Origin of the sequence: Eubacterium sp. AM05-23, from assembly GCF_003477535.1 — a bacterium.
Lineage (GTDB): Bacteria > Bacillota > Clostridia > Eubacteriales > Eubacteriaceae > Eubacterium > Eubacterium maltosivorans.
Genome location: NZ_QUDF01000008.1, coordinates 21,703 through 44,481, shown reverse-complemented (window position 1 = coordinate 44,481; position 22,779 = coordinate 21,703). Strand labels below are relative to the sequence as shown.

The 22,779-nt window shown below is 46.1% G+C and carries 21 protein-coding genes; 20 read left to right on the top strand and 1 reads right to left on the bottom strand.

Annotation, left to right across the window (positions count from 1 at the left end; translation table 11 throughout):
• Window positions 1-8: 8 nt before the first annotated feature.
• The 16 genes from nrdR (at window position 9) to DW091_RS12345 (ending at window position 14,763) form a co-directional block, all read left to right on the top strand.
• Window positions 9-464: a transcriptional regulator NrdR gene (nrdR, locus tag DW091_RS12420; protein ID WP_038351403.1), complete on the top strand. Its 456-nt coding sequence runs from the start codon at window positions 9-11 to the stop codon at window positions 462-464.
• Window positions 465-480: 16 nt separating this feature from the next.
• Window positions 481-1,008, top strand: coding sequence for an NUDIX hydrolase (locus DW091_RS12415; protein WP_118518278.1), 528 nt, complete (start codon window positions 481-483; stop codon window positions 1,006-1,008).
• A 107-nt stretch (window positions 1,009-1,115) separates the two neighbouring features.
• Window positions 1,116-2,393, top strand: coding sequence for a diaminopimelate decarboxylase (lysA, locus tag DW091_RS12410; protein ID WP_118518277.1), 1,278 nt, complete (start codon window positions 1,116-1,118; stop codon window positions 2,391-2,393).
• Window positions 2,394-2,395: 2 nt separating this feature from the next.
• Window positions 2,396-3,031 (top strand): site-2 protease family protein, encoded by a 636-nt coding sequence (locus DW091_RS12405; RefSeq protein ID WP_058694254.1) that lies wholly within the window; start codon window positions 2,396-2,398, stop codon window positions 3,029-3,031.
• 1 nt (window position 3,032) lies between these two features.
• Window positions 3,033-3,764 carry a segregation/condensation protein A gene (locus tag DW091_RS12400; RefSeq protein ID WP_074617309.1) on the top strand — a complete coding sequence of 244 codons (732 nt, stop codon included), beginning with the start codon at window positions 3,033-3,035 and terminating at the stop codon, window positions 3,762-3,764.
• Complete coding sequence (gene scpB, locus DW091_RS12395) at window positions 3,765-4,376, top strand: SMC-Scp complex subunit ScpB (protein WP_096919678.1); 612 nt, start codon at window positions 3,765-3,767, stop codon at window positions 4,374-4,376.
• A complete protein-coding gene (locus DW091_RS12390) occupies window positions 4,367-5,098 on the top strand; it encodes a pseudouridine synthase (RefSeq protein WP_347561020.1) in 732 nt (243 codons plus the stop codon). The genes scpB and DW091_RS12390 overlap by 10 nt, the downstream gene beginning before the upstream one ends.
• Window positions 5,091-5,486, top strand: a complete 396-nt coding sequence (locus DW091_RS12385) for a hypothetical protein (RefSeq protein ID WP_118518276.1) — start codon at window positions 5,091-5,093, stop codon at window positions 5,484-5,486. Before DW091_RS12390 ends, DW091_RS12385 begins: the two co-directional genes overlap by 8 nt.
• Entirely contained in the window at window positions 5,434-6,051 is a 618-nt protein-coding gene (locus DW091_RS12380; RefSeq protein WP_158577888.1) for a class I SAM-dependent methyltransferase, read from the top strand. The genes DW091_RS12385 and DW091_RS12380 overlap by 53 nt, the downstream gene beginning before the upstream one ends.
• A gap of 14 nt (window positions 6,052-6,065) precedes the next feature.
• Complete coding sequence (locus tag DW091_RS12375; RefSeq protein ID WP_224168794.1) at window positions 6,066-6,989, top strand: MurR/RpiR family transcriptional regulator; 924 nt, start codon at window positions 6,066-6,068, stop codon at window positions 6,987-6,989.
• 8 nt (window positions 6,990-6,997) lie between these two features.
• Window positions 6,998-8,236, top strand: a complete 1,239-nt coding sequence (locus tag DW091_RS12370) for an NAD(P)/FAD-dependent oxidoreductase (protein ID WP_118518274.1) — start codon at window positions 6,998-7,000, stop codon at window positions 8,234-8,236.
• Window positions 8,237-8,246: 10 nt separating this feature from the next.
• Window positions 8,247-8,906 carry a (d)CMP kinase gene (gene cmk, locus DW091_RS12365; protein ID WP_118518273.1) on the top strand — a complete coding sequence of 220 codons (660 nt, stop codon included), beginning with the start codon at window positions 8,247-8,249 and terminating at the stop codon, window positions 8,904-8,906.
• Window positions 8,896-9,471, top strand: a complete 576-nt coding sequence (locus DW091_RS12360; RefSeq protein WP_074617311.1) for a lysophospholipid acyltransferase family protein — start codon at window positions 8,896-8,898, stop codon at window positions 9,469-9,471. Before cmk ends, DW091_RS12360 begins: the two co-directional genes overlap by 11 nt.
• A 17-nt stretch (window positions 9,472-9,488) precedes the next feature.
• Complete coding sequence (locus tag DW091_RS12355; RefSeq protein ID WP_096919681.1) at window positions 9,489-11,681, top strand: bifunctional 4-hydroxy-3-methylbut-2-enyl diphosphate reductase/30S ribosomal protein S1; 2,193 nt, start codon at window positions 9,489-9,491, stop codon at window positions 11,679-11,681.
• A 134-nt stretch (window positions 11,682-11,815) separates the two neighbouring features.
• Window positions 11,816-13,225, top strand: coding sequence for an amidophosphoribosyltransferase (locus tag DW091_RS12350; protein WP_058694264.1), 1,410 nt, complete (start codon window positions 11,816-11,818; stop codon window positions 13,223-13,225).
• Between the two features lie 5 nt (window positions 13,226-13,230).
• On the top strand, window positions 13,231-14,763 hold the full coding sequence (locus tag DW091_RS12345) for a YifB family Mg chelatase-like AAA ATPase (protein ID WP_118518272.1): 1,533 nt from the start codon (window positions 13,231-13,233) through the stop codon (window positions 14,761-14,763).
• 46 nt (window positions 14,764-14,809) lie between these two features.
• Here DW091_RS12345 and DW091_RS12340 read toward each other — a convergent pair whose 3' ends face one another.
• Complete coding sequence (locus tag DW091_RS12340) at window positions 14,810-17,026, bottom strand: EAL domain-containing protein (protein WP_118518271.1); 2,217 nt, start codon at window positions 17,024-17,026, stop codon at window positions 14,810-14,812.
• Window positions 17,027-17,240: 214 nt separating this feature from the next.
• Here DW091_RS12340 and dprA point away from each other — a divergent pair, with 214 nt between their 5' ends.
• The 4 genes from dprA (at window position 17,241) to hslU (ending at window position 22,655) form a co-directional block, all read left to right on the top strand.
• Window positions 17,241-18,347 carry a DNA-processing protein DprA gene (gene dprA / locus DW091_RS12335; RefSeq protein ID WP_118518270.1) on the top strand — a complete coding sequence of 369 codons (1,107 nt, stop codon included), beginning with the start codon at window positions 17,241-17,243 and terminating at the stop codon, window positions 18,345-18,347.
• Window positions 18,348-18,483: 136 nt separating this feature from the next.
• Entirely contained in the window at window positions 18,484-20,562 is a 2,079-nt protein-coding gene (gene topA, locus DW091_RS12330; RefSeq protein WP_058694268.1) for a type I DNA topoisomerase, read from the top strand.
• 121 nt (window positions 20,563-20,683) lie between these two features.
• A complete protein-coding gene (hslV, locus tag DW091_RS12325; protein WP_317985602.1) occupies window positions 20,684-21,217 on the top strand; it encodes an ATP-dependent protease subunit HslV in 534 nt (177 codons plus the stop codon).
• Between the two features lie 22 nt (window positions 21,218-21,239).
• On the top strand, window positions 21,240-22,655 hold the full coding sequence (gene hslU / locus DW091_RS12320) for an ATP-dependent protease ATPase subunit HslU (RefSeq protein ID WP_199678169.1): 1,416 nt from the start codon (window positions 21,240-21,242) through the stop codon (window positions 22,653-22,655).
• Window positions 22,656-22,779 lie beyond the last annotated feature (124 nt).

Sequence of the window (22,779 nt, the reverse complement as noted above, 5' to 3'; positions counted from 1 at the left end):
GTGTCTGAATGAAGTGTCCCTTTTGTGATTATGACGAAAGCAAAGTAGTTGATTCACGACCTGTTGAAGAAGGCACTATGATTCGTAGAAGAAGGGAATGTATCCGGTGCGCCAAAAGGTTTACGACTTATGAGCGGATTGAAAACATTCCCTTGATCGTTGTTAAAAAAGGTGGGCAGCGTGTCCCCTTTGATAAAAATAAAATTTTGAATGGGATGATCAAGGCCTGTGAAAAACGTCCGGTTCCCATCGACAACATCCAGCGTGTTGTTGACTTAATGGAGAAGGAGCTTTATCAGGTTGAAGATAAAGAGGTGGAATCATCCTATATTGGAGAGCGCGTCATGGATGCGCTCAAGGATATCGATCAGGTGGCCTACGTTCGTTTTGCATCAGTTTATCGTGAGTTCAAGGATGTCGAATCCTTTATGGATGAACTGAACCGCCTTATGTCTGAACGCTGAAGGCGTGGAGTAGTGAATGAAATTTTTTGAAAAAACCATTGCGTCCAAAGAGATTTATAATGGACGCATCTTAAATTTAAAGGTCGACGAAGTCGAGCTTCCCGATGGAGGGACCTCTTTCCGGGAACTGGTAGACCACAAACAGGGCGTCGGTATTCTGCCTGTCAGAGGCAACCGGATTATTTTCGTGCGCCAGTTTAGAAAGGCCATCGAAAAAGTGATCCTGGAGATACCGGCAGGTCTGGTTGAAGCGGGTGAAGATCCTAAAGAGGCGGCAGTGCGGGAGCTGCAGGAGGAAATTGGCCTGAAGCCCCTGGATTTGCACTTTTTAGGAGAAATGTGGCCCTCACCGGGATTTACCAATGAAGTGACCACTTTATTTATGGCGTCTCAATTTGTTATTGAGCCGAGAAAACAGGATGATGATGAATTCATCGAAATTGTCGAAATGCCTATACGGACAGTCTGGGCGCTTTACCTTAAAGGAAAGTTTTCAGACGCAAAGACTGCCTGTGTTTTAGGTCGCTTTTTTTCTCTTATGTAAATAAAATCATCGAGGTGGTCTTTTATCATCTGTGTTACACACAGGATAACAGATCACTTTTCTTATTATTTGTGGCAAATAAATTAAAGCTTTTAAGGAGAAACTGAATGTCAGAAAATTTTATATTCTCTGGTCATGACACAGTGGCGTTAGCGCAGAAATACGGGACGCCGCTTTATGTGATGAGCGAAGATATTTTGAGAGCAAACATCAACCGCATTAAGGACGCCTTTGAATCGGCAGGTGCGGACTATGATGTGAACTATGCCGGCAAAACCTTTTTAAACATGGGAATGTGCCGGATCGTTGCAAGTGAGGGCGTCTCTCTGGATGTGGCCTCAGGCGGTGAACTCTATACGGCTGTGAAAAGTGGTTTTAATCCTGCCCGTATCTGCTTTCATGGCAGCAATAAAAATCAGGCAGAGCTGGAAATGGCTCTGGGCTATAAGGTAGGCCGTATTGTCATCGACAGCGAATGGGAGCTGGAACGGCTGCGTCTTTTGACCGAAGAACTCGAGCAGTCCGTCAAGGTGCTGTTTCGGGTATCTCCGGGCATAGAAGCCCACACGCACGAGCTCATACAGACAGGGAAGATTGATTCCAAGTTTGGCCTGCCATTGAGCCAGGCCCGTGAAATTATCGGCCGTACAAAAGAAATGGACTATGTGGAGGCTGTCGGCATTCATTGCCACATCGGCTCTCAGATCGCAGATGAAAAGCCTTTTTTACTGGCGTCAGAAGTGATGCTGGATCTTTATAAGGAACTGATCTCCGACGGGCTGAATCTGACGGAGATTAATCTGGGCGGCGGCTTTGGTATTCCTTATTTACCAAATGATCCAAGCTTTGACGTCACCAATTATATTCCTAAAATGGTTGACCATATGCGGGAGATGTCTGAGCAGAGACAGATTCCGATGCCTAAAATCGTGGTAGAGCCTGGCCGCTCTGTGGCGGCGCCGGCGGGCATTACGTTATATACTGTGGGCACCGTTAAACAGATTCCGGGACTGAAAAAGTACGTGAGTGTTGACGGAGGAATGGCAGATAATCCACGTCCGGCACTTTACGGTGCGGATTACGATGCTGTGATCTGCAATAAGCCTCAGGACGAGGCGCTGATGGAAGAGGTTACAGTCAGCGGTAAAGCGTGTGAGACAGATACCTTGATTAAATCCATTAAGCTGCCCTCACCTCAGCCTGGCGACACACTGGCAATGCTTCATACAGGGGCCTATAATTACTCAATGGCCAGTAACTATAACCGTCTCAGGAGGCCGGCTGTTGTTCTTTTAAAGGGGGATCGGTCCGCAATTCTGGTGGAACGTGAAAGTTTTGAGGATCTGGTCAAGAATGACAGGATTCCTTCCTGGCTTGAGGACTGATTATGTTTAGCACGAGTTATTTTATCAATCTTCTGCTGAGCCTGCCCGGTATCCTGGTGGCCATTTCTTTTCATGAAATGGCCCACGGCTACGCGGCAGATGCAATGGGTGACCCAACCCCCAAGCTGGCAGGGCGCCTGACAGTCAATCCCCTTAAGCACATTGACCCCATCGGCTTTATCAGCATGCTGCTTTTTCGTTTTGGCTGGGCGAAGCCTGTGCCGGTTAATCCGAATAATTTTAAAAACCATCGGAAGGGAATCATCGTTGTCAGTCTGGCGGGCTGCTTCACAAACCTTTTGTTAGGATTTATTTCGCTCATTGCGATCTATGCGGTTTCACCCTTCGCCAATGTGTACCTGCTGCAGATTCTGCAGTATTTGTATCTGTATAACCTGATGTTCGCAGTCTTTAACCTCATTCCCATTCCACCCCTCGACGGGTCGCAGATTCTGGCTGAATTTTTGCCTTACAACGCAAAACAGAAATTCTATCAGTTCTCACGTTATGGGATGATTATCCTGCTGCTGCTGGTTGTATTTAATGTGTTCGGCCTGATTATCACACCCATCATCAACGGGATTGACGGGTTGTTCAGAATGATATTAAACCCACTTTTTTTAATGCTTTGGTCATAAAATGAATAGTTATGAAGTCAGTTTAGAGAAATTTGAAGGTCCTTTGGACCTTCTCATTCATTTAATTCAAAAAAACAAAATTGATATTTATGATATCCCCATCGCGGAAATCACGAATCAATACCTGGCCCATATCGAGAAATGGCGTGAGCTGGATATGGAGGTTGCCAGTGAGTTTGTGGTCATGGCTTCCAAGCTTTTGGAGATCAAATCCAGAATGCTTCTGCCAAGAGCGAAGGACGAGGAAGAGGACGAAGAGGACCTGAAAGAAAAGCTGGTACGACAGCTTATTGAGTATAAAATCTTTAAAAATATCAGCAGTTATCTGGAGGAACGGGAGTGCGCCGAGCTTCATGCGGTTTACAAGGACCCGGAATATATTCCGGCTATGAACCAGGACGCAGAGGTGGAGATCAACCCAGAGGATGTTTTTAAGGCATACTCTAATATATTTTCCCTATACAGCGATGAGATTGAGTTTAAGGATTTTTCTCAGGAGATTGTAAGGGAAGTTTTTACTGTGGAGGAAAAAATTGAATACATTGAGCAGCAGTTTGAGCTCAACCGCTCTGGAGAGCTTCATTTTTCAGAGCTCTTCAGAAAAAAAGTCAGCCGGGGAGAGGTTGTGGTAACCTTTCTGGCGCTTTTGGAGATGTATAAGATCAATCACATCCGGCTTTTTCAGAACCGTGTATTTCAGGAAATAATCATCAGACAGAGGACAGAAAAATAAATGCAGGAACTTTCAAAAAGTAATAAAAAGCGTTTAAAGGGAATCATTGAAGGCATCCTTTTTGCAAGTGGTGAGCCCGTCGCGCTGCGTGAGCTTGAAAAGGCGATGGAGCTGGACGGGAACACCATTCAGTCGTTAATGGCAGAGCTTGAAAAGGACTATGGCAGTGTGGAGCGGGGGCTTCGCCTGGTGCAGGTCAACAACACCTGGCAGCTGTCCACAAAACCTGAGCATTACGATTTTATCAGACAGGTTCTGGGGCAGCAGGAGGCCTCAGGGCTGTCCAAGGCAGCTCTGGAGACCCTCTCGATCATCGCTTATCGCCAGCCGATTACCCGTATCGATATTGACAATCTCAGAGGGGTCAGCTCCAACAGCTCGGTTCAGCGGCTCCTTGACCGGGGGCTGATCAAGGAAGCAGGCCGGATGGAAGCGCCAGGGCGGCCGATTCTCTATAAAACAACACCCGCCTTTTTAAAAACCGTTCATTTGAAGCATATTGAGGATTTGCCGGCCTTTGAGCAGTTTGCCGAGGGAGAACAGCAGAAAATTGATATCTCCGCTTCTATGGCGGAAAATATGGAAATAAACACAGTTGAGGAATTGAATTGAGATTACAGAAATATATGGCCCAGTGCGGCGTTGCTTCAAGACGTAAATCGGAGGAGCTGATTGCCGCAGGCAGGGTAAGTGTCAACGGTGAGGCAGTGCTGACACCAGGACTTCAGGTAGACCCGGAGGCTGATATTGTTAAAGTAGACGGCAAAGCCATCGCTGAGGATAAGAAAATTTATGTGCTGCTGAATAAGCCAAGAGGCGTGGTCTCCACCTCGGCAGACCGCCACGCAGACCAGACCGTGATGGATCTGCTGCCCATTAAGGAACGGCTGTTTACGGTGGGCCGGCTGGATAAGGATACAGAGGGCCTGCTGATTTTAACCAATGACGGAGACCTTACCTTTAGATTGACGCATCCCAGCCATGAGTTCAATAAAATTTATGAAGGGCTTGTAAAGGGGATTCCCAGCACCGAGGAGCTGGAGCTTTTTGCTGAGGGGGTCGAAATCGAGGATGACGACCATACGCGGCATACCACTGCACCCGCTTCTGTGCAGGTACTAAAGACCTACAGAAGCACAACCTTGCTTCAAATGACGATTCACGAGGGAAGGAAGCGCCAGATCCGCAAAATGTGCGCGGCTATCCACCATCCCGTCATTCACCTCAAGCGGATAGCCATTGGTAGCATTACCTTAAAGGGATTAAAAGCCGGTGAATGGCGTTATCTTACTGAGGAAGAAATACGTTATCTAAAGGGAGAAAAAGATGATTAAAATTGTGATTCCTAAGAATTTTGAGGTGGTCGCGCCTTATTTTAAAGAGCCAGAGCATAAACGAAGCCTTTATCTGACTGCCATGGATGGGGAAGAGCTTCTGGCTGTTGCCCGTTTTATGGTAAAAGGCGAGACAGCAGAGCTTTACGATATTATAAACATCATGCCAGAGGTACCCATGGCGGTGCTGGACGGCTTAATCCGCACGACCCTGTTCCAGGCGGCTGACCTGGGGTGCGAGGCCTGCAGGGTCTATAATGTGCCTGAGGCGTTGAAGGCTTATTTTGAAGGCCATCAATTTAATGACTGCGGCGAATATATCAGCCATGACGCTTATGTCGATGAATTTTTCAAGCCGTGTCCGGGGTGTGCTGGTGCCGTCGATTAATGACTTCAGGAGAGTGACCTTACTGGCAGGGGCCCTGATGGCTGAGCATTTACGCGAGGGAGACTCAGCCGTCGACGCGACAGCCGGGACTGGCGCGGACACCTGTCTGCTGGCCCAAAGTGTGGGCGCGCACGGAAGAGTCTATGCCTTTGATGTCCAGGAAGAAGCCCTGAAGGAAACAGAGCAGCGTCTGTCGGCTGAGGGTTTAAGAGACCGTGTTCTTCTTTTTCACAGGGGCCACGAAACAATGGGCAGTGTGCCAGAGCTTCGGCAGGACTCTAAAATAATGGGGATTATGTTTAATTTAGGGTATTTGCCTCATGGAGACAAAGAAATCGTTACAAAGACAGATACCACACTGGCAGCACTGGAAAGCAGTGTGACGCTGTTGGCGCCAAAGGGGCTTCTGACACTCTGCCTGTACCGGCACCCGGCCGGACTGGATGAGAGCAGAGCCGTTGAAAAATGGTGCGCGCAGCTTGGAGCAGGCTTTAATGTGCATAAACTTGAGACAATCAATAAAAATAATCCGCCCTATTTAATTCTGGCGGAAAAGACAAAATGAGGCAAACAACAGAAATGAATCAATCATTGGATACGAAACATGATAGTAAACCAGAACTACGGGATATTTTTGCAGAGATTAAGGAGCGCTATAAAAGCCTGAGCAAAAGCCATAAAAAAATTGCGGCCTTTGTGATGAAAAATTACGAGAAGGCTCCGGATATGTCAGCCATCAAGGTTGCACAGCACGTAAAAGTCAGCGAAGCCACAGTTGTGCGTTTTGCGCTGTCTTTAGGCTACGAAGGATACCCCGAGTTCAGAAAAGCGCTCAAAAACGAAATAAACAGTAAATTAACCACCATTGAGCGTATCAACATGACATTGGGTGATGAGGAAAAAGAAAAGCTGATGCAGCGCTCTGTGGCCGCGGTGCTCAAAAGCGACATAAACAGCATCAACGGAACCCTTGAATCTTTTGACTATGAAGCGCTCAGACAATGCGTGGACATTATCCGCAGTGCCGGCAAGGTAGTCATTATCGGCTTTAGAACGACCAGCCTGCTGACCGAGCATCTGGGCTATTATCTGAACCTGATTCTGGACGATGTCCGGGTGATTAACCACGGTGTAACAGACGTATATGAGCATTTGATTAAAATCGGCGAGGACGACGTGGTTATTGCCATGAGCTTCCCGCGCTATGCGCAGAAAACCTACGAGGCTGTGGAGTTTCTTAAAAACCGGGGCCCCAAAATAATCACCATATCGGATAATGAGCACGCACCCATCAATGAGTTTGCAGATTACAAGCTCATTGCGAAGAGCAATGTCTATTCTTTTGTGGACTCTCTTGTGGCGCCCTTAAGCCTGATTAATGCTTTGGTAGTGGCCGTTGGCTTTAAAAATATCAAGGAAACAAAGCAGACTTTTAACGAGCTCGAAGAAATCTGGAAAGAGCATTACATTTACACAGGCGACGAGTTCGTCAAGGATTTATAGGAGAAAGAATGAAAAAAACAGCCATTATCGGCGGCGGCCCCGCGGGGATGACCGCAGCCATCGCTGCGTTGAGCTCAGGCCAGCAGGCGGATCTTTATGACCAGAATGAAAAACTGGGTAAAAAGCTCTACATTACCGGAAAAGGCCGGTGCAACCTGACCAATCACTGCGACATCAGCGAATTCTTTGACAGCATTGTCACCAATAAGAATTTCCTTTATTCAGCCCTTTATACCTTTACCAATGATGCGCTCATGGATCTGATGGAAAAAAACGGCTGTCCCCTTAAAATTGAGCGGGGCGAGCGGGTTTTTCCCAAAAGCGACAAATCCAGCGACATCATCAAAACCTATAGAAAAATTCTGGAGCGCATGGGAGCGCAGATTTGCCTGAACCAGCGTATTGTGGCTGTCGAGACGAAAGAAGACAGCGCTGGGACAAAGGTCACAGGGATCCGTCTGGAGAATGGAAGGGTAGAAAACTATGACCGGGTCATCCTGGCCACCGGCGGGAGAAGCTATATTTCAACAGGCTCTGACGGCTCAGGCTTTAAAATGGCCAGGGAGCTTGGGCACCGGGTAACGCCGCTGAGACCATCATTGGCAGGCGTTAATATCCAGGAGGCATGGGTGCCGGAACTGCAGGGCCTTTCACTTCGCAATGTAGGCCTGACCATGAAAAAAGGAAAGAAAAAGGTCCGTTATGAAGCAGGGGAAATGCTCTTTACACATTTTGGCGTTTCCGGCCCGCTGGTGCTTACCATGAGCGCCTTTATGAAGCCGCCATATGACGACTATAGTCTGATTATCGATTTGAAGCCTGCGCTCAGCATGGAACAGATGGATGCCCGGCTGCAGCGCGATTTTGAAAAATATCATAACAAGCATTTTATTAACAGTTTAGTGGATTTATTACCTTCAAAAATGATTCCAGTTATGGTAAAATGTTCAGGTATTCCAGAGGATAAAAAGGTGAACCAGATCACGCGGGAAGAACGCAGACATCTGGCCGAGGTTTTTAAGGGGCTGACGCTTCACGTGATATCTCTTCAGGATATCAATACCGCCATTATCACTTCAGGCGGTGTGGATGTCAAGGAGATAGACCCGAGTACAATGGAATCAAAACTTGTCCGGGGGCTTTATTTTGCCGGCGAAATGATTGACGTCGACGCCCTGACCGGAGGATTTAACATACAGATTGCCGCCAGTACCGGATGGCTGGCAGGCTTATCGGAAGAAGGTTAAGGAGAGCTTTATGCAAATTGCGATTGACGGCCCCGCCGGGGCGGGAAAAAGTACCATTGCGAAAATAATTGCAAAGGAATTGGGTATTCTTTATTTAGATACCGGTGCCATGTACCGGGCCATTACCTACGGTGTCTGGAAAAACAAAATGGACTTCTCAGATCAGGAGGCCATCGCCGATTTTACAAGAGAGAATACCATTGATTTTAAAGGGACAGATGTCTACTTAAGCGGAGAGAAGGTTACAGAAGAAATCCGCCTGCCCATTGTCAGCAAGCACACGTCAGATGTGGCCTGTATCGGCGAAGTCCGCAGACTGCTAGTTGGGCAGCAGCAGAGCATCGCAGGCAGCCATTCGGTTATTATGGACGGCAGAGATATTGGATCTGTTGTACTTCCAGAAGCAGACTATAAGTTTTATCTGGACGCCAGCATCGATGAACGCGCCAGACGGCGTGCCATTGAACAGCAGGCTAAGGGAATCGATCAGGATTTTGACAGTATCCGTGAAAGCATTGCGGTTCGGGATTATAATGACAGTCACCGTGACGAGGGTCCGCTGGTCTGTACAGAGGATGCAGTCGTGGTTGATACCACAGGCAAAAGCATCGAGGAGGTCTGTCAGGTAATCTTAGAGAATATCCGGGGAGGAAAGGCCCATGTTTTATAGATTTGGAAGAGCCCTTATCAAGCTTTTAAACCTTATTTTGTATAACATCCATGTGGAGGGGGAAGAAAATATTCCAAAGACAGGCGGGGTCGTCCTTTGCCCCAATCATATCAGTAATTATGACCCTCTGGCAGTAGCGACCCATATGAAGCGGCAGGTGCATTTTATGGCCAAGGCCGAGCTTTATAAAAATTTTATTGTCAGAAAGGTGCTGCTTGCCGTGGGCACCATTCCTGTCGACAGGGGAAAGGTTTCACTGGAAACACTAAAGGAATCCTTAAGAGTTCTCAAAAACGGTGAGATTCTGGGGATTTTTCCGGAGGGGACGCGTGTAAAAAACGGAGAACGCAGGAAACCAATGGAGGGTTTCGTGGTGTTTGCCCTAAAAACCAAGTCTCCCATCCTGCCAGTACATATTGAAGGTGAATACAAATTTAGAGGTAAAATAAACATAAAATTTGGAAAACCCATTGAATTAAACGAATATTATGGAAAAAAAGTGAAACCTGAAGAAATGTCAAAAATAAGTGAAAAAATTATGGACATTGTCTATGATTTACAATAAAATAATGGAGATAGACTATGCAGATTATCATTGCCGATAAGGCAGGCTACTGCTTTGGAATTGAAAACGCCATGAAAATGGTCGAGGATACTCTGGCAAACCATCAGAATCAATCAATCTATACCCTGGGGGATATATCCCATAACCGTCAGGAAATGGACCGGCTGATTGACAGAGGGGTTGTCAAGGCGGAGACCATCGATGAAATAGACCACGGCTGCGTCATCATTCGTTCTCACGGTGTGGGGAAAGATGTGATTGATGCGGCTGAAGCCAAGGGCCTTGAAATTGTCAACGCCACATGCCCCTTTGTGAGGGCCATGCAGAAAAAGGTTGAGGATTACTACGAAAAGGGCTACCAGATTGTCATTGTCGGCAATCGGGATCATCCGGAGGTTGTTGGGGCTACAGGATGGTGCAATAATGAAGCAATTGTCATAAACGACATAAAAAGTGTAGAAAATTTAAAAAAATATGATAAAATATGTGTAGTGGCGCAGACGACCATCATTGAGGCGAATTTTAACAAAATTACAGAAGCCCTGAAGTCAAAAGCGGATGAAATTGTTATATTTAATACTATTTGCAGTGCAACAGCTGAAAGACAAGCGGCTGCGGCCAAAACTGCAAAGGTAGTAGAATATATGATCGTAATAGGCGGATATCATAGTTCCAATACCCAAAAATTATTAGATATCTGTAAGACCTATTGCAAAAACACTTGTCATATAGAAACAGCCGGAGAATTAGACCCTAATGAGATTAAGAAGTATCAAACCATCGGAATCACAGCGGGCGCATCAACACCGGATTGGATCGTTAAGGAGGTAACGGAAAGTATGGAAGAAAACAAATTGGAACAAGAACAAACTCAAGAGGTGGTTCAGGAAACAGAAGCTGCTAAAGTGCAGACAGCAAATGAAATTGCAGACGCTAATTTCGATTTCGCAGCTGAAATTGAAGAATCCCTCAAACCAATCAGAAAGGGTGCCCCAGTAGAAGGTGAAGTAATTCACATTGACAATGATGAAGTTATTTTGAATATTGGATACAAGGCAGATGCAGTCATTAAGAAGAATGACTTCACATGGAAACATGATGAAGAACTGGCAGACCTTGTCAAACTTGGTGATAAAGTCAATGCTATTGTGACCGACTTAAATGACGGTTCTGGCAGCGTTAAATTGTCTAAGATCAAATATGACAATCAGAAAGTTCAGCGTCAGTTAGCAGAAGCCTTTGAAAATAAAACTGTTTTAGAAGGTAAAGTAAAAGGCGTATCTGGCAGCGGTCTCATTGTTGATATCGGATTTACAGATATCTTCATGCCAGCATCCCAGTATCATGTGCGTTATGTCAAGGATCTTGAATCTTTAATCGGCGAAGACGTTAAAGGTATCATCATTGACTACAATGCAAAGAGAAGAAGAGCCATCTTATCACAGAAGGTTATTCTTGAAAAAGAAATCAAAGAAAAACAGGCAGCTTTAAGAGAAGCCAAGGAAAAACGTTTTGACGAGCTTGAAGTCGGCGATATCGTGGGCGGTACCGTTAAAACCATCACCAACTTTGGTATCTTCGTAGACTTAAACGGAATTGATGGCTTTGTTCATCGCTCGGATTTAACCTGGGAAAGAGCTAACGAACCAAAAGACCTGGTAGAAAAGGGTCAGGAAATCGAAGCTAAGGTTATTTCTAAGAACGACGAAGACAAGAAGATCAAGCTGAGCGTTAAGGCTCTTAAAGAAAGACCTTGGGAAGAATTCGTTAAAAACTATAAAGTGGATGACGAAGTTGAAGTTAAGATTACAAACGTACTGGATTTCGGTGCTTTCGCTGAAATTCTGCCAGGCGTTGAAGGCTTAATTCACGTTTCTGAAATCAGCTATGACCGTGTAGAATCTGTTGCAGCCGTTCTGAAACCAGGTGATGTTGTCAAGGTTAAAATCATTGGTATCAATACTGAAAAAGAAAAAATCAGCCTGAGCATCAAAGCAACCTTAGAAGCACCTGAAAGACCTGCAAGACAGAAAAAATCAGATTCTTCTTATGAGAGATCCTCTGCACCAAGATCTGACGCCCCAAGAAGAAGACCACAACAGAATAAGAATAAAACTGTTTACGAAGAATCAGCTAATGTAACCTTAGGTGATGCTTTTGGTAATCTTTTTGAAGGTCTGTCATTCGATGATGAAGACGACGATAAATAAGCAATAAGAACATAAGCCTCTCTGGAAAACCGGAGAGGTTTTTTTCTGGTTAGGGCTTTTTATTAGCAGGGCCTTAGTATATAATAGTACTATGGAATTTTTTGATAACATGAATAAAGTGGAGGAAAAAGACTTTGGGAGGAATTTTTGGAGTTGTATCTAAAAAAGACTGTGTAGCAGATTTGTTTTTCGGGACAGATTATCATTCACATTTAGGAACACGTAGAGGAGGCATGGCCGTCTACGATAAAGAAGAAGGCTTTGACCGGGCAATTCATAATATAGAGAATTCACCTTTCCGTACAAAGTTTGAACGCGATGTACAGGAGATGAAAGGACAGATCGGTATCGGCTGTATCAGCGACAGCGATCCGCAGCCGCTCATTGTCCGCGCGCATTATGGCAATTTTGTACTCACCACGGTTTGCCGGATTAACAATGCCGATGACATTGTGGAACGGGTATTGTCAAAGCACCGCGCCCATTTTATGGAAATGAGCAGCGGAAAGGTAAATGCTACCGAGCTGGTCGCTTCGATTATTGCCGCCAGAGATAACCTTCTGGATGGAATTAAAGCAGCACAGGAAATGGTGGATGGTTCTCTAACCATGCTGATCATGACAAAGGATGGGATCTATGCGTCCAGAGACCGCCTGGGAAGAACCCCTTTGATTATTGGCAAAAAAGAAGACGGCTATTGTGCGTCTTTTGAATCCTTTGCCTATCAAAACCTGGGCTATAGTGACGCCTATGAGCTGGGCCCAAATGAAATAGTTTATATCACAGCTGACGGCTATGAGACGGTATCACCTGCGGGCAAGGAGATGAAAATCTGTGCCTTCCTGTGGACCTATTACGGTTACCCAACCTCGACCTATGAGGGGGTAAACGTGGAGGCAATGCGCTACCGCTGTGGCGAAGCCCTGGCGAAACGTGACACAGATGTACCGGTCGATTCAGTCGCCGGGGTTCCGGATTCCGGGATTGCACATGCCATTGGCTATGCCAATGAATCCGGTATCCCATTTTCAAGACCGCTGATTAAGTATACGCCCACCTGGCCAAGAAGCTTTATGCCGCCGACACAGAGCATGCGGCATCTTATTGCCAAGATGAAGCTCATTTCAGTCGATGCCCTGATCAAGGATAAAAAGCTTTTATTTATTGATGACTCCATTGTACGCGGGACTCAGATGAGTGATACCGCCAGCCATCTGTTTAACAATGGCGCCAAGGAGGTACATGTCCGGTCAGCCTGCCCGCCGATTATGTATGGCTGTAAATATCTGAACTTCTCGCGTTCCACTTCAGAGTATGATTTGATCACCCGTCGTATTATCCGCGAACGTGAGGGAGACAATGACGCGAATGTTGTAGCAGATTATGCAGACCAGAATTCTCAGAATCACAAGGAAATGGTCGACACGATCTGCGAGCGGCTTAAATTCACCTCGCTCAAATATCATGAGCTGGAGGATATGATCGAGTCGATTGGTATTGATCCCTGCAAGGTTTGCACCTATTGCTGGAACGGTAAGGAATAGCGGCGATGCTTTCCCAGATTTACAGCTGCAGTCTTTTAGGGATTGAAGGCCAGATCGTTACAGTAGAGATTGATGTATTAAACGGCCTGCCCTCCTATGTGCTGGTAGGCCTTCCGGATGCAGGCGTTAAGGAGTCTAAGGAGAGGGTATACTCCGCCCTGAAGAACAGCGGCTACAGCTACCCTATGAAAAAGATCACCATCAATCTGGCGCCGGCAGACCTTAAAAAGGAAGGCCCAGCCTATGATCTGCCAATAGCCCTTGGGCTGCTGATGGCTTCGGAGCAGCTGGCGCCCGTTGACATTGAAAGCTATGTAATCCTGGGAGAGCTCTCTCTGAGCGGTGAGATCAAGCCGGTTAATGGCATTCTGCCAATGGTTCTGGCCGCCAGAGATCATGGTTTTAAAAGGATTATGATTCCTTCGGCCAATCGGTACGAGGCGGCTGTGGTTGATGGAATTGAAATTTTTCCGGTGGATAATGTTACAGAGGCGGCAGCGCACCTGTCCGGCGAATGCTGTAAGGTGCCCTGTGAGGTGGACATTGACGCTCTGTTCAAAAAGGCGCGTACGCATAGCTGCGAGACGGATTTTTCAGAAATACGGGGACAGGAACATGCCAAAAGAGCCTTTGAAATTGCCGCTGCAGGAGCCCATAATCTTTTGCTGAGCGGGCCGCCTGGAGCAGGAAAATCCATGATGGCAAAGGCGTTTCCGTCAATCCTGCCAGATATGACTGTGGAGGAAGCCCTGGAGGTAACAAAAATTTATTCAGTGGCGGGTCTTCTGCGTGATGCCCAGGTAATGACCGAAAGACCTTTCCGATCGCCGCACCACACCATTTCAAATATATCTCTGATTGGCGGGGGACGAATCCCTAAGCCGGGTGAAGTATCTCTGGCGCACCTTGGCGTATTGTTCCTGGATGAACTGCCAGAGTTTAAAAAAAGCGCACTGGAGGTCTTGAGACAGCCCATTGAAGACCAGCAGGTAACCATTTCGAGGGTCAACGCTTCGCTGACCTATCCGGCTTCTTTTATGATGATCGCCAGCATGAACCCCTGTCCTTGTGGCTATTACGGCGATCCAACCCATGAATGCCACTGCAGTACCAGTGAGATACACCGCTATGCCGGAAAAATATCCGGCCCTTTTTTAGATAGAATTGATATAAAAATTGAAGTGCCAGCCATGGACTTTGATGCGCTTGAAACAGCGCCAAAGGGTGAATGCTCTGCAGACATCAAGGTCCGGGTAAACGCAGCGCGCGCTGTTCAGAACAGGCGCTACGCGAAAGAAAAAGGCCTTTATTTTAATGCTCAGCTGTCACCGAGGTCCATTGAAAAGTATTGTAAGCTCGGATCGCGTGAAAAGCAGCTCATGGAAAAAATCTATAAGAAAATGAACCTCAGTGCCAGAGGTTATCACCGTATTCTCAAGCTGGCAAGGACCATTGCGGATTTGGAGGGCGCTGTGAATATAAACACTGCCCATCTATCAGAGGCAGTACAGTACCGTAGCTTTAGCCCCGAGGGATAATTAAAAAAAGGTGAGTGTCCAGAACCGTATTGGACGCTCACCTTTTTTATTGCACACTGTAAACCAGACAGGCAAAATCTTCGACAGGCATTGCTTTTGCGAAGTAGTAGCCCTGAATAATATCACAGCCGATCTTTTTCAAAAAGTCGATCTGGTCCTGTGTTTCGACACCCTCGGCTACCACTTTAATATCCAGTGAATGCGCCATTTGGATAACGCTTTCCACCACCTTTTCGCCTCTGCGCGATAAGGTCGTCTCGTTAAAAAATTCCTTATCCATTTTCAAGACATCTACGGGCAGCTCCTTTAGCAGATTCAATGAGGAGTATCCCGTTCCAAAGTCATCAATCGAGATTTTAAACCCAAAATCATTGAGGGCCTTAAAGACAGAAGCGAGCACATCGATATTGTCAAAAACCGCACTTTCAGTTACCTCAAGCTCCAAACAGTCAGGCGGCACGTCATACTTTTTTACAACAGCCATAAGGTTCTCGGCAAAATCCGAATGACTCAAATGCTTTCTGGAAAAATTAACCGAGATCAGCAGCGGTGACAGCCCCTGATCCATCCACATGCGCTGCTGTTTACAGATGGATTCAAACATAAAGAAGTCCAGCTTAATGACAAAATTGTTTTTTTCAAAGAGCGGAATAAACTCCGCGGGAGGTATAAGCCCCTTTTCCGGGTGGAGCCAGCGGACAAGCGCCTCAGCGCCAACCGGCTGTAAGGTTTTAAGGGAGTACTTTGGCTGAAGATAGACTTTAAACTGGTTTGAAGCCAGTGCCTCATCCATCTGATTTTCGATTTTTCTTTCCCGGAGAATCTGATTGCGCATGACGGTGTCAAAGTAAGCAATACCATTCCCGTTGGTGCCTTTAATGGATTTGCGGGCCATGTCTGCCCGGTCATACATATGGTTAACCGTGAGATGGTCCTCCTGAACCAGATAAATGCCAAAGGATAAAGTAAAGGGAATGTCAAAATCCAGGCAGGCCAGATGTCCTCTTAAAGCCTCCAATCGGCCGGATAAGTCCCCTATGGTTTTATAATGAAGCAGAAGTGCAAAATCATCAGAGGCGACACGGCAAAAAGTTTCTTTATCATCCAGAAAGCTGGCGATGGTTTCAGACATGGCGGCCAGAAGCTGATTGCCGCTTTGAAAACCATAAAGATCATTTATAGCCTTGAATTTATCAATGTCGAAGCTGACAATTGCGTATTGAAGCTCTTTCTTTCCGCCTAACCAGTGTTCACTGTCAAGGACAAATTTGTTGAAATTAGAAAAGCCTGTAATATCATCTGTATAGGCCATGCGCTTCAGCTCACGGCGGCTTTTTCGCTGGTGGATTTCAATGTACACGATCAGGGCAGTAAAGAAAAACAGAATAATACCCCAGGTTAGAAGGGTGGATTGAATAATCTGACTGGATTTTTCTGAAACGACGCTTTTGGGTGCTACAATTAGTACATTCCAGTTGTTTGTATCCACCGGGGCAATGCTGAAGTAGTAAAGCTCTCCATTATAATGGTATTCCCCAACACAGGTTTCACGGGCCTCCAGAGCCTTTATTACCTGACTGCGCGTTTTATCATTTGAGTAGCTGAGTTCTGTGATATTTTCAATATTCTGATTACTGCCGGGATGATTGGAACGGATGATGATGTCCCCGTTATCGTTTATGATATAGGAATAGCCCTTGCCGTTAAAGCTCGTTACAGAAAGGACTTTGCTGTATTGACTGATCGCATTGGTCGCGAAGAGTACGCCCAAAATCTTGTCGTTTGAACGGATTGGCGCTGCGTAGACAGTGATGGGTTCTCCGCCGAATTTATCAGTCAGAATACCGGAAACAACAGTTTTGCCCCCTAAGGCCTTATAAAAATAGTCCCGGTCAGAAAAATCCTCGTCATAGCCATCGGTGGTATGGGCGACACCATCGGGTGTGATGATTCCCATGCGCTTAAAAGAATTGCGGTTATTCTCCTGATCTAAAACAGGAAGAGTACCTAGAATATTATCCGGTGAAGCGTTGCCGATATAGGTGGCAATGGCGTCAAGCGTATTAAAGTCGCCCCTCAGCCGGTTTTGGATGGTCGTGGCGGACTGCTGGGACAGCTCTTTTAAGGTGGTTTGAGTCTCCGACTCTAAAAAATGGTCCAGATAGGATGTGTAGACATAAGCGATAATGACGATTATAAATATCAGCAGCGACGCTGCAAGAATAGGCCGCCATACTCTTGATTTTAACCCACGGTCATTCATATAGTATCTCTTTTCTGTGCGATTGCTTTTTTATATTATACCATAGTCGAAGGGACTAAAGAAGCGGCCTGCAAAAAAAGAAAGATATGTAATGTAATAAAAAGAAATAGATATGAAAAAGATGGTGTTTTAAGAAGAAAGTTAAAAATACACAACATTAGTGTTAAAATATGTGTTATGATAAAGTATCATATTTTTTAAAAGGGGAATTGATATGGAAAGGGACTTATTCTGGATATGGTTGATGTCGTTGACCGAGCTTGGGAACCAGCGCAAGCTAAAGCTGTTAAAATATTTTGAGACGCCTGAAAAAATATATCTTGCTGATGAGAAAAGCCTTATGGCCTCTGGCGCAGTTCGGGAAAAGGACTGCAGGTATATCCGAAGCCAGCAGCACCTGTATCTTGCCACAAAGGCCAGGGGCTTTATGGAGCGCCATGGAATTGACCTTATAACCATAGAAAACAGTCTTTATCCGGCAAGGCTGAAAAATATTTATGACCCGCCGGTCGGCTTGTTTGCCAAGGGAAGCCTTGATTTGCTGGATCGTCCTATGTATTTGGGGATTGTAGGTTCTCGAAAAGCGTCGCCAACGGGCCTTAAGCAAGCCCGCAAACTGGCCGAAACCTTTTCCGATATGGGGATCACCATTGTCAGCGGAATGGCAGAGGGTGTAGATGGTGAGAGCCATTTGGGCAGCTGTGGGCGGGTCGGATCGACCATTGCTGTCATGGGCACAGGTATCAATGTGTGCTATCCTGAGAAGCATAAGCCACTGTACAAAAAGATCGCCCACAGCGGGCTCATCCTCACAGAATTTTTTATGGATGAGCAACCATTGAAATTTCATTTTCCGAGAAGAAACAGGATCATCAGTGGTCTGTGCGATGGTCTGTTAGTAGTAGAGGCCAGGGAAAAGAGCGGTGCTCTGATCACAGCCGACTTTGCACTGGAGCAGGGAAAAAACGTTTATGCTGTCCCTGGTGATATCACCCGTTATCAGAGTGTTGGCAGCAACCAGCTCATCAAGGAAGGCGCAAAGGTCGTTACAGAGCCAGAGGATGTACTGGAGGACTATGTTGACATGCTGCCTCAGGATATTGAAAATTTTCATAATCCCATCAATCTCGAGCGAGCCGCTGAGGGAGTAGAGGACCCGGAACAGAAAAAAATATTAAACTATGTTGCCGAAGGCTACACGACAGTGGATGAGCTGGTGACAATGTCTGGAATGGAGATTCAGGCAGTCAACAGTACCCTTTCCATGCTGGAGCTTGACGACCGTGTTAAAGTAGAATATGGAAAGGTATATATTCTTTAGAGAGAAACCTTATGGATTTCTGTATTCAAAATTTGAAAAAAAAAGATTCCTTTGTTATAATGAAGCTTGTTTGACTTTTATCATACATAATAAAAACAAGTTATAAAGGTAAAATATATATTGAAGGAGGAATACAATGGCAAAAAATCTCGTCATTGTTGAATCACCCGCAAAAGCTAAGACGATAAAAAAATATCTGCCTAAGGGCTACGAGGTGCAGGCAACCATGGGCCATGTCATCGACCTGCCCAAAAGCCGTATCGGGATTGATATCGAAGACCACTTTAAACCTGACTATATTAAAATCAGAGGAAAAGGTGAGCTGCTGAAAAAAATTAAGAAGGAAGCCAACAAGGCAGATAATATCCTGCTGGCAACTGACCCCGACCGCGAGGGCGAGGCGATTTCATGGCATGTGGCCAACTTTTTGGGCATTGACCTGGATACCAAATGCCGGATCGAGTTTCATGAAATTACCAAGAGAGCAGTGAACGCCGCCATTGAAAACAAGCGCGCGGTGGACATGGATCTGGTAGATTCCCAGCAGGCAAGAAGAATACTTGACCGGCTTGTCGGCTATTCTTTGAGCCCGTTTTTATGGAAAAAGGTTAAAAAAGGACTTAGCGGTGGCCGTGTCCAGTCGGTTGTCACCCGTATTATTGTGGACAGGGAAGAGGAAATTGCTGCTTTTGTCCCCGAAGAGTACTGGGGACTTGACCTGGAGCTTAAAAAAAATGAGGATAAAAATATCTTTTTATCCCGTTTCTATTCTGAAGATGGAAAAAAGAAAACCATCAAGAATGCCGAAGAGGCGGCCCGTCTGGAGCAGGTTGTGCTGCATAACCCCATTACGGTTGCCGGAGTTAAAAAGCGTGTGCGCAAACAGAAGCCGCCGCTGCCCTTTACCACCAGTACTCTGCAGCAGGAGGCATACAAGGTTTTGGGCTTTACCACACAGCGCACCATGCGCATTGCCCAGCAGCTTTACGAAGGGGTTGAGGTCGCGGGCAAAGGCCTTGTCGGTTTGATTTCTTATATCCGTACCGACTCCACGCGTTTGGCGGATGAAGCCATCGCAGAAGCAAAAGATTTTATCGAAGCCAACTATGGCCCGGATTATCAGCAGAGCTCTGCGAAAAAGACTGTGAAGAAAAAAAATGTCCAGGATGCCCACGAAGGGATTCGTCCATCATCGGTTTTTAACCTGCCCGAGGAAGTGCGCGATTCCCTTGAGAAGGATCAGTATAAGCTGTACAAGCTTATCTGGGATCGTATGGTCGCCAGCCAGATGGCAGATGCCGAGTATTACGTAACAGATGTGGATGTAGCCTGCGCGAATCTGCTCTTTAAAACAAAGGGTGAGATCATGAAATTCAAAGGCTTTACAGCCGTATACCGCACAGCCAGCTCAGCAGAGAAGGAAGAGGCAAACCGCCTGCCCGAGTTCGAGGACAACGAGGAGCTCAACCTTGTTAAAATCAATAAAGAACAGAAATTCACGAAGCCGCCGGCACGCTACACAGAAGCCTCTCTGGTAAAAATTCTTGAAGAAAAAGGGATTGGCCGTCCAAGCACCTATGCGCCGACCATTGCCACCATTAAAAATCGAGATTATGTCGAGGTGGTGGAAAAGCACTTTGTGCCAACAGAGCTGGGGATCACCGTTACGCACCTTATGAAGGAATATTTTGAGGATATTGTCAATCTGACCTTTACCGCAGAAATGGAAGAGAAGCTGGATAAGGTAGCAGATGGCGAAACGGACTGGGTAAAGCTTCTGGAAAACTTTTACGGTGGGTTTAAGAAAGAGCTGGACCATGCTCAGGAGGCAGCGGCAGCGGTTACCATCGCAGACCCCGAATCCGATGAGGTTTGCGAGCTCTGCGGCCGAAGAATGGTCATTAAAAAAGGGAAATACGGTAAGTTTTTAGCCTGTCCCGGTTTTCCCGAATGTAAAAATACAAAGCCTTACTTTGAAAAAACTGGCGGTATCTGTCCTGAATGCGGCGGAGACCTTGTTAAGCGTACCTCTAAAAAGGGCCGTACCTTTTATTCCTGCTCCAATTATCCAAACTGCGAATATATGAGCTGGGATATGCCGGTACCCGAAAAATGTCCTGAATGCGGACAGACGATGTTCCAAAAAGGTCTGGGTAAACGTAAAAAGATTTACTGCGCCAAATGTGGTTTTGAAAAATCGCCGGATCAGCAATAGAAGATACGCATACGACTGATGACCGTCCGTTTCGGGCGGTCGTCATTTATATACAGATTTAAGTATTCATTGCTAAAATGACCTATTAGATTAAATATATAATGAAATGAGGAATAAAGAAATGTTTCATGCAACAACAATCGTTGGTGTAAGACACAATGGCGAGGTTGCCATTGCCGGTGACGGCCAGGTGACAATGGGTGAAACGACCATTATGAAGGCAACGGCCAAGAAAGTCAGAAAAATTTATAATGATCAGGTACTGGTTGGTTTTGCAGGATCAGTGGCCGATGCTTTTACACTGTGTGAACGCTTTGAACACAAAATTGAACAGTACAACGGGAACCTGCAGCGCGCAGCGGTTGAACTGGCTAAGGACTGGCGTCAGGATAAGGCGTTACGAAAGTTGGAAGCCTTGCTAATCGTGATGGATAAAAATGAAACGCTGGTGCTTTCCGGCAGCGGCGAGGTCATTGAACCGGACGACGACATCGCCGCCATTGGTTCTGGCGGAAACTACGCGCTTTCTGCTGCCAGAGCTTTAAAACGCCATTCGAATTTAAGCGCAAAGGAAATCGCCCGCGAATCCCTTAAGATCGCATCTGAAATCTGTGTATACACGAATGATAATATCCGTGTCGAAGAATTAGAGTAAATTTGAGGTAAAATTTATGGAAATGAAAGATTTAACGCCTAAAAAAATTGTCGAAGAGCTAAACCGCTATATTATCGGCCAGGAACCGGCAAAAAAGGCTGTGGCTGTAGCCCTGAGAAACCGTTACCGCAGAAGCCTTCTGTCAGAGGAAATGCGGGATGAGTTTACACCAAAGAACATTATTATGATGGGACCCACCGGTGTAGGGAAGACCGAGATTGCAAGAAGGATCGCCAAGCTGGTGTCTGCTCCCTTTATTAAGGTAGAGGCCACTAAATTCACGGAAGTGGGATATGTCGGACGCGATGTGGAATCCATGGTGCGCGACCTGGTGACCACCTCCATCCGTAAGGTACAGCAGGAAAAAATGAAGGAAGTTTACGAGCAGGCCGAAGAACGGGCGAATAAACTGATCCTGGATATCCTGGTACCCATGAAAAAGAAAAAAGAAACCATCAAGACGCCCTTCGATATTTTTATGAAGAGTAATAAACAGCCGGCTCAGCCAGAAACACCAGATCCGGTTAAGGAAGCGGAAAAAGCTGAAAAAGAAAAAAATCTCCAGATTAAACGTGAAGCCATCGCCCAGGATTTGGCTGACGGCAGGATGGAGGACGAGGTTATTGAGATCGAGGTGGAGGATGACGGATCCAAAACCATTGGCGTCATGGCAGGGATGAATGATGATATGAGCATTAACATCAATGACATTCTCGGTGACTTTCTGCCGTCTAAGAAGAAAAAACGTCATGTCAAGGTCAAGGACGCCCGTAAGATTTTCACAAATCAGGAAGCTCAAAAAATGATCGACATGGATGAGGTCAAGGAAATCGGCCTGCGCGAAGCAGAGCAGAACGGGATTATTTTTATTGATGAAATTGATAAAATCATCGGGAACGGCAACAATAACGGCCCGGATGTCTCACGCGAGGGTGTGCAGCGGGATATTCTGCCAATCGTTGAGGGCAGTACTATCACCACCAAATATGGTCCGGTGAAAACCGACTTTATTCTGTTTATCGGCGCAGGCGCTTTTCATGTGGCTAAAATATCCGATATGATTCCCGAGCTTCAGGGCCGTTTCCCAATCACCGTTGAGCTGGACAGCCTGACAGAGGAAGACTTCAAACAGATTCTTACCCAGCCTGAAAACTCTGCCATCCGCCAATATCAGGAGCTCCTGAAAACGGAGGATGTCAATCTGGTTTTTGAGGACGATGCCATCGAAACATTGGCGCAGATTGCTTTTGCCCAGAATGAGGAACAGGAAAATATTGGCGCCAGACGGCTGCATACAGTTCTTGAAAAGCTGTTGGAAGAGGTATCTTTCTATGCGTCTGACTATGATGCGGACACCTTTGTGGTTAACAAAGAATACGTCAACTCTGTTTTTAAACCGACAGAGCGTGAACGCAGCTATTCCAGATTTTTGCTTTAAAAAATTTAAGAAAAGTACTTGCTACTGCCCTGTAATTATGTTATTATAGGGCAGTATGTTGTTATTACACACATTTTTCGAGGAGCGGCAGGTGCCTGCAGAGCAGGTGGGCCGAATCCGGAGA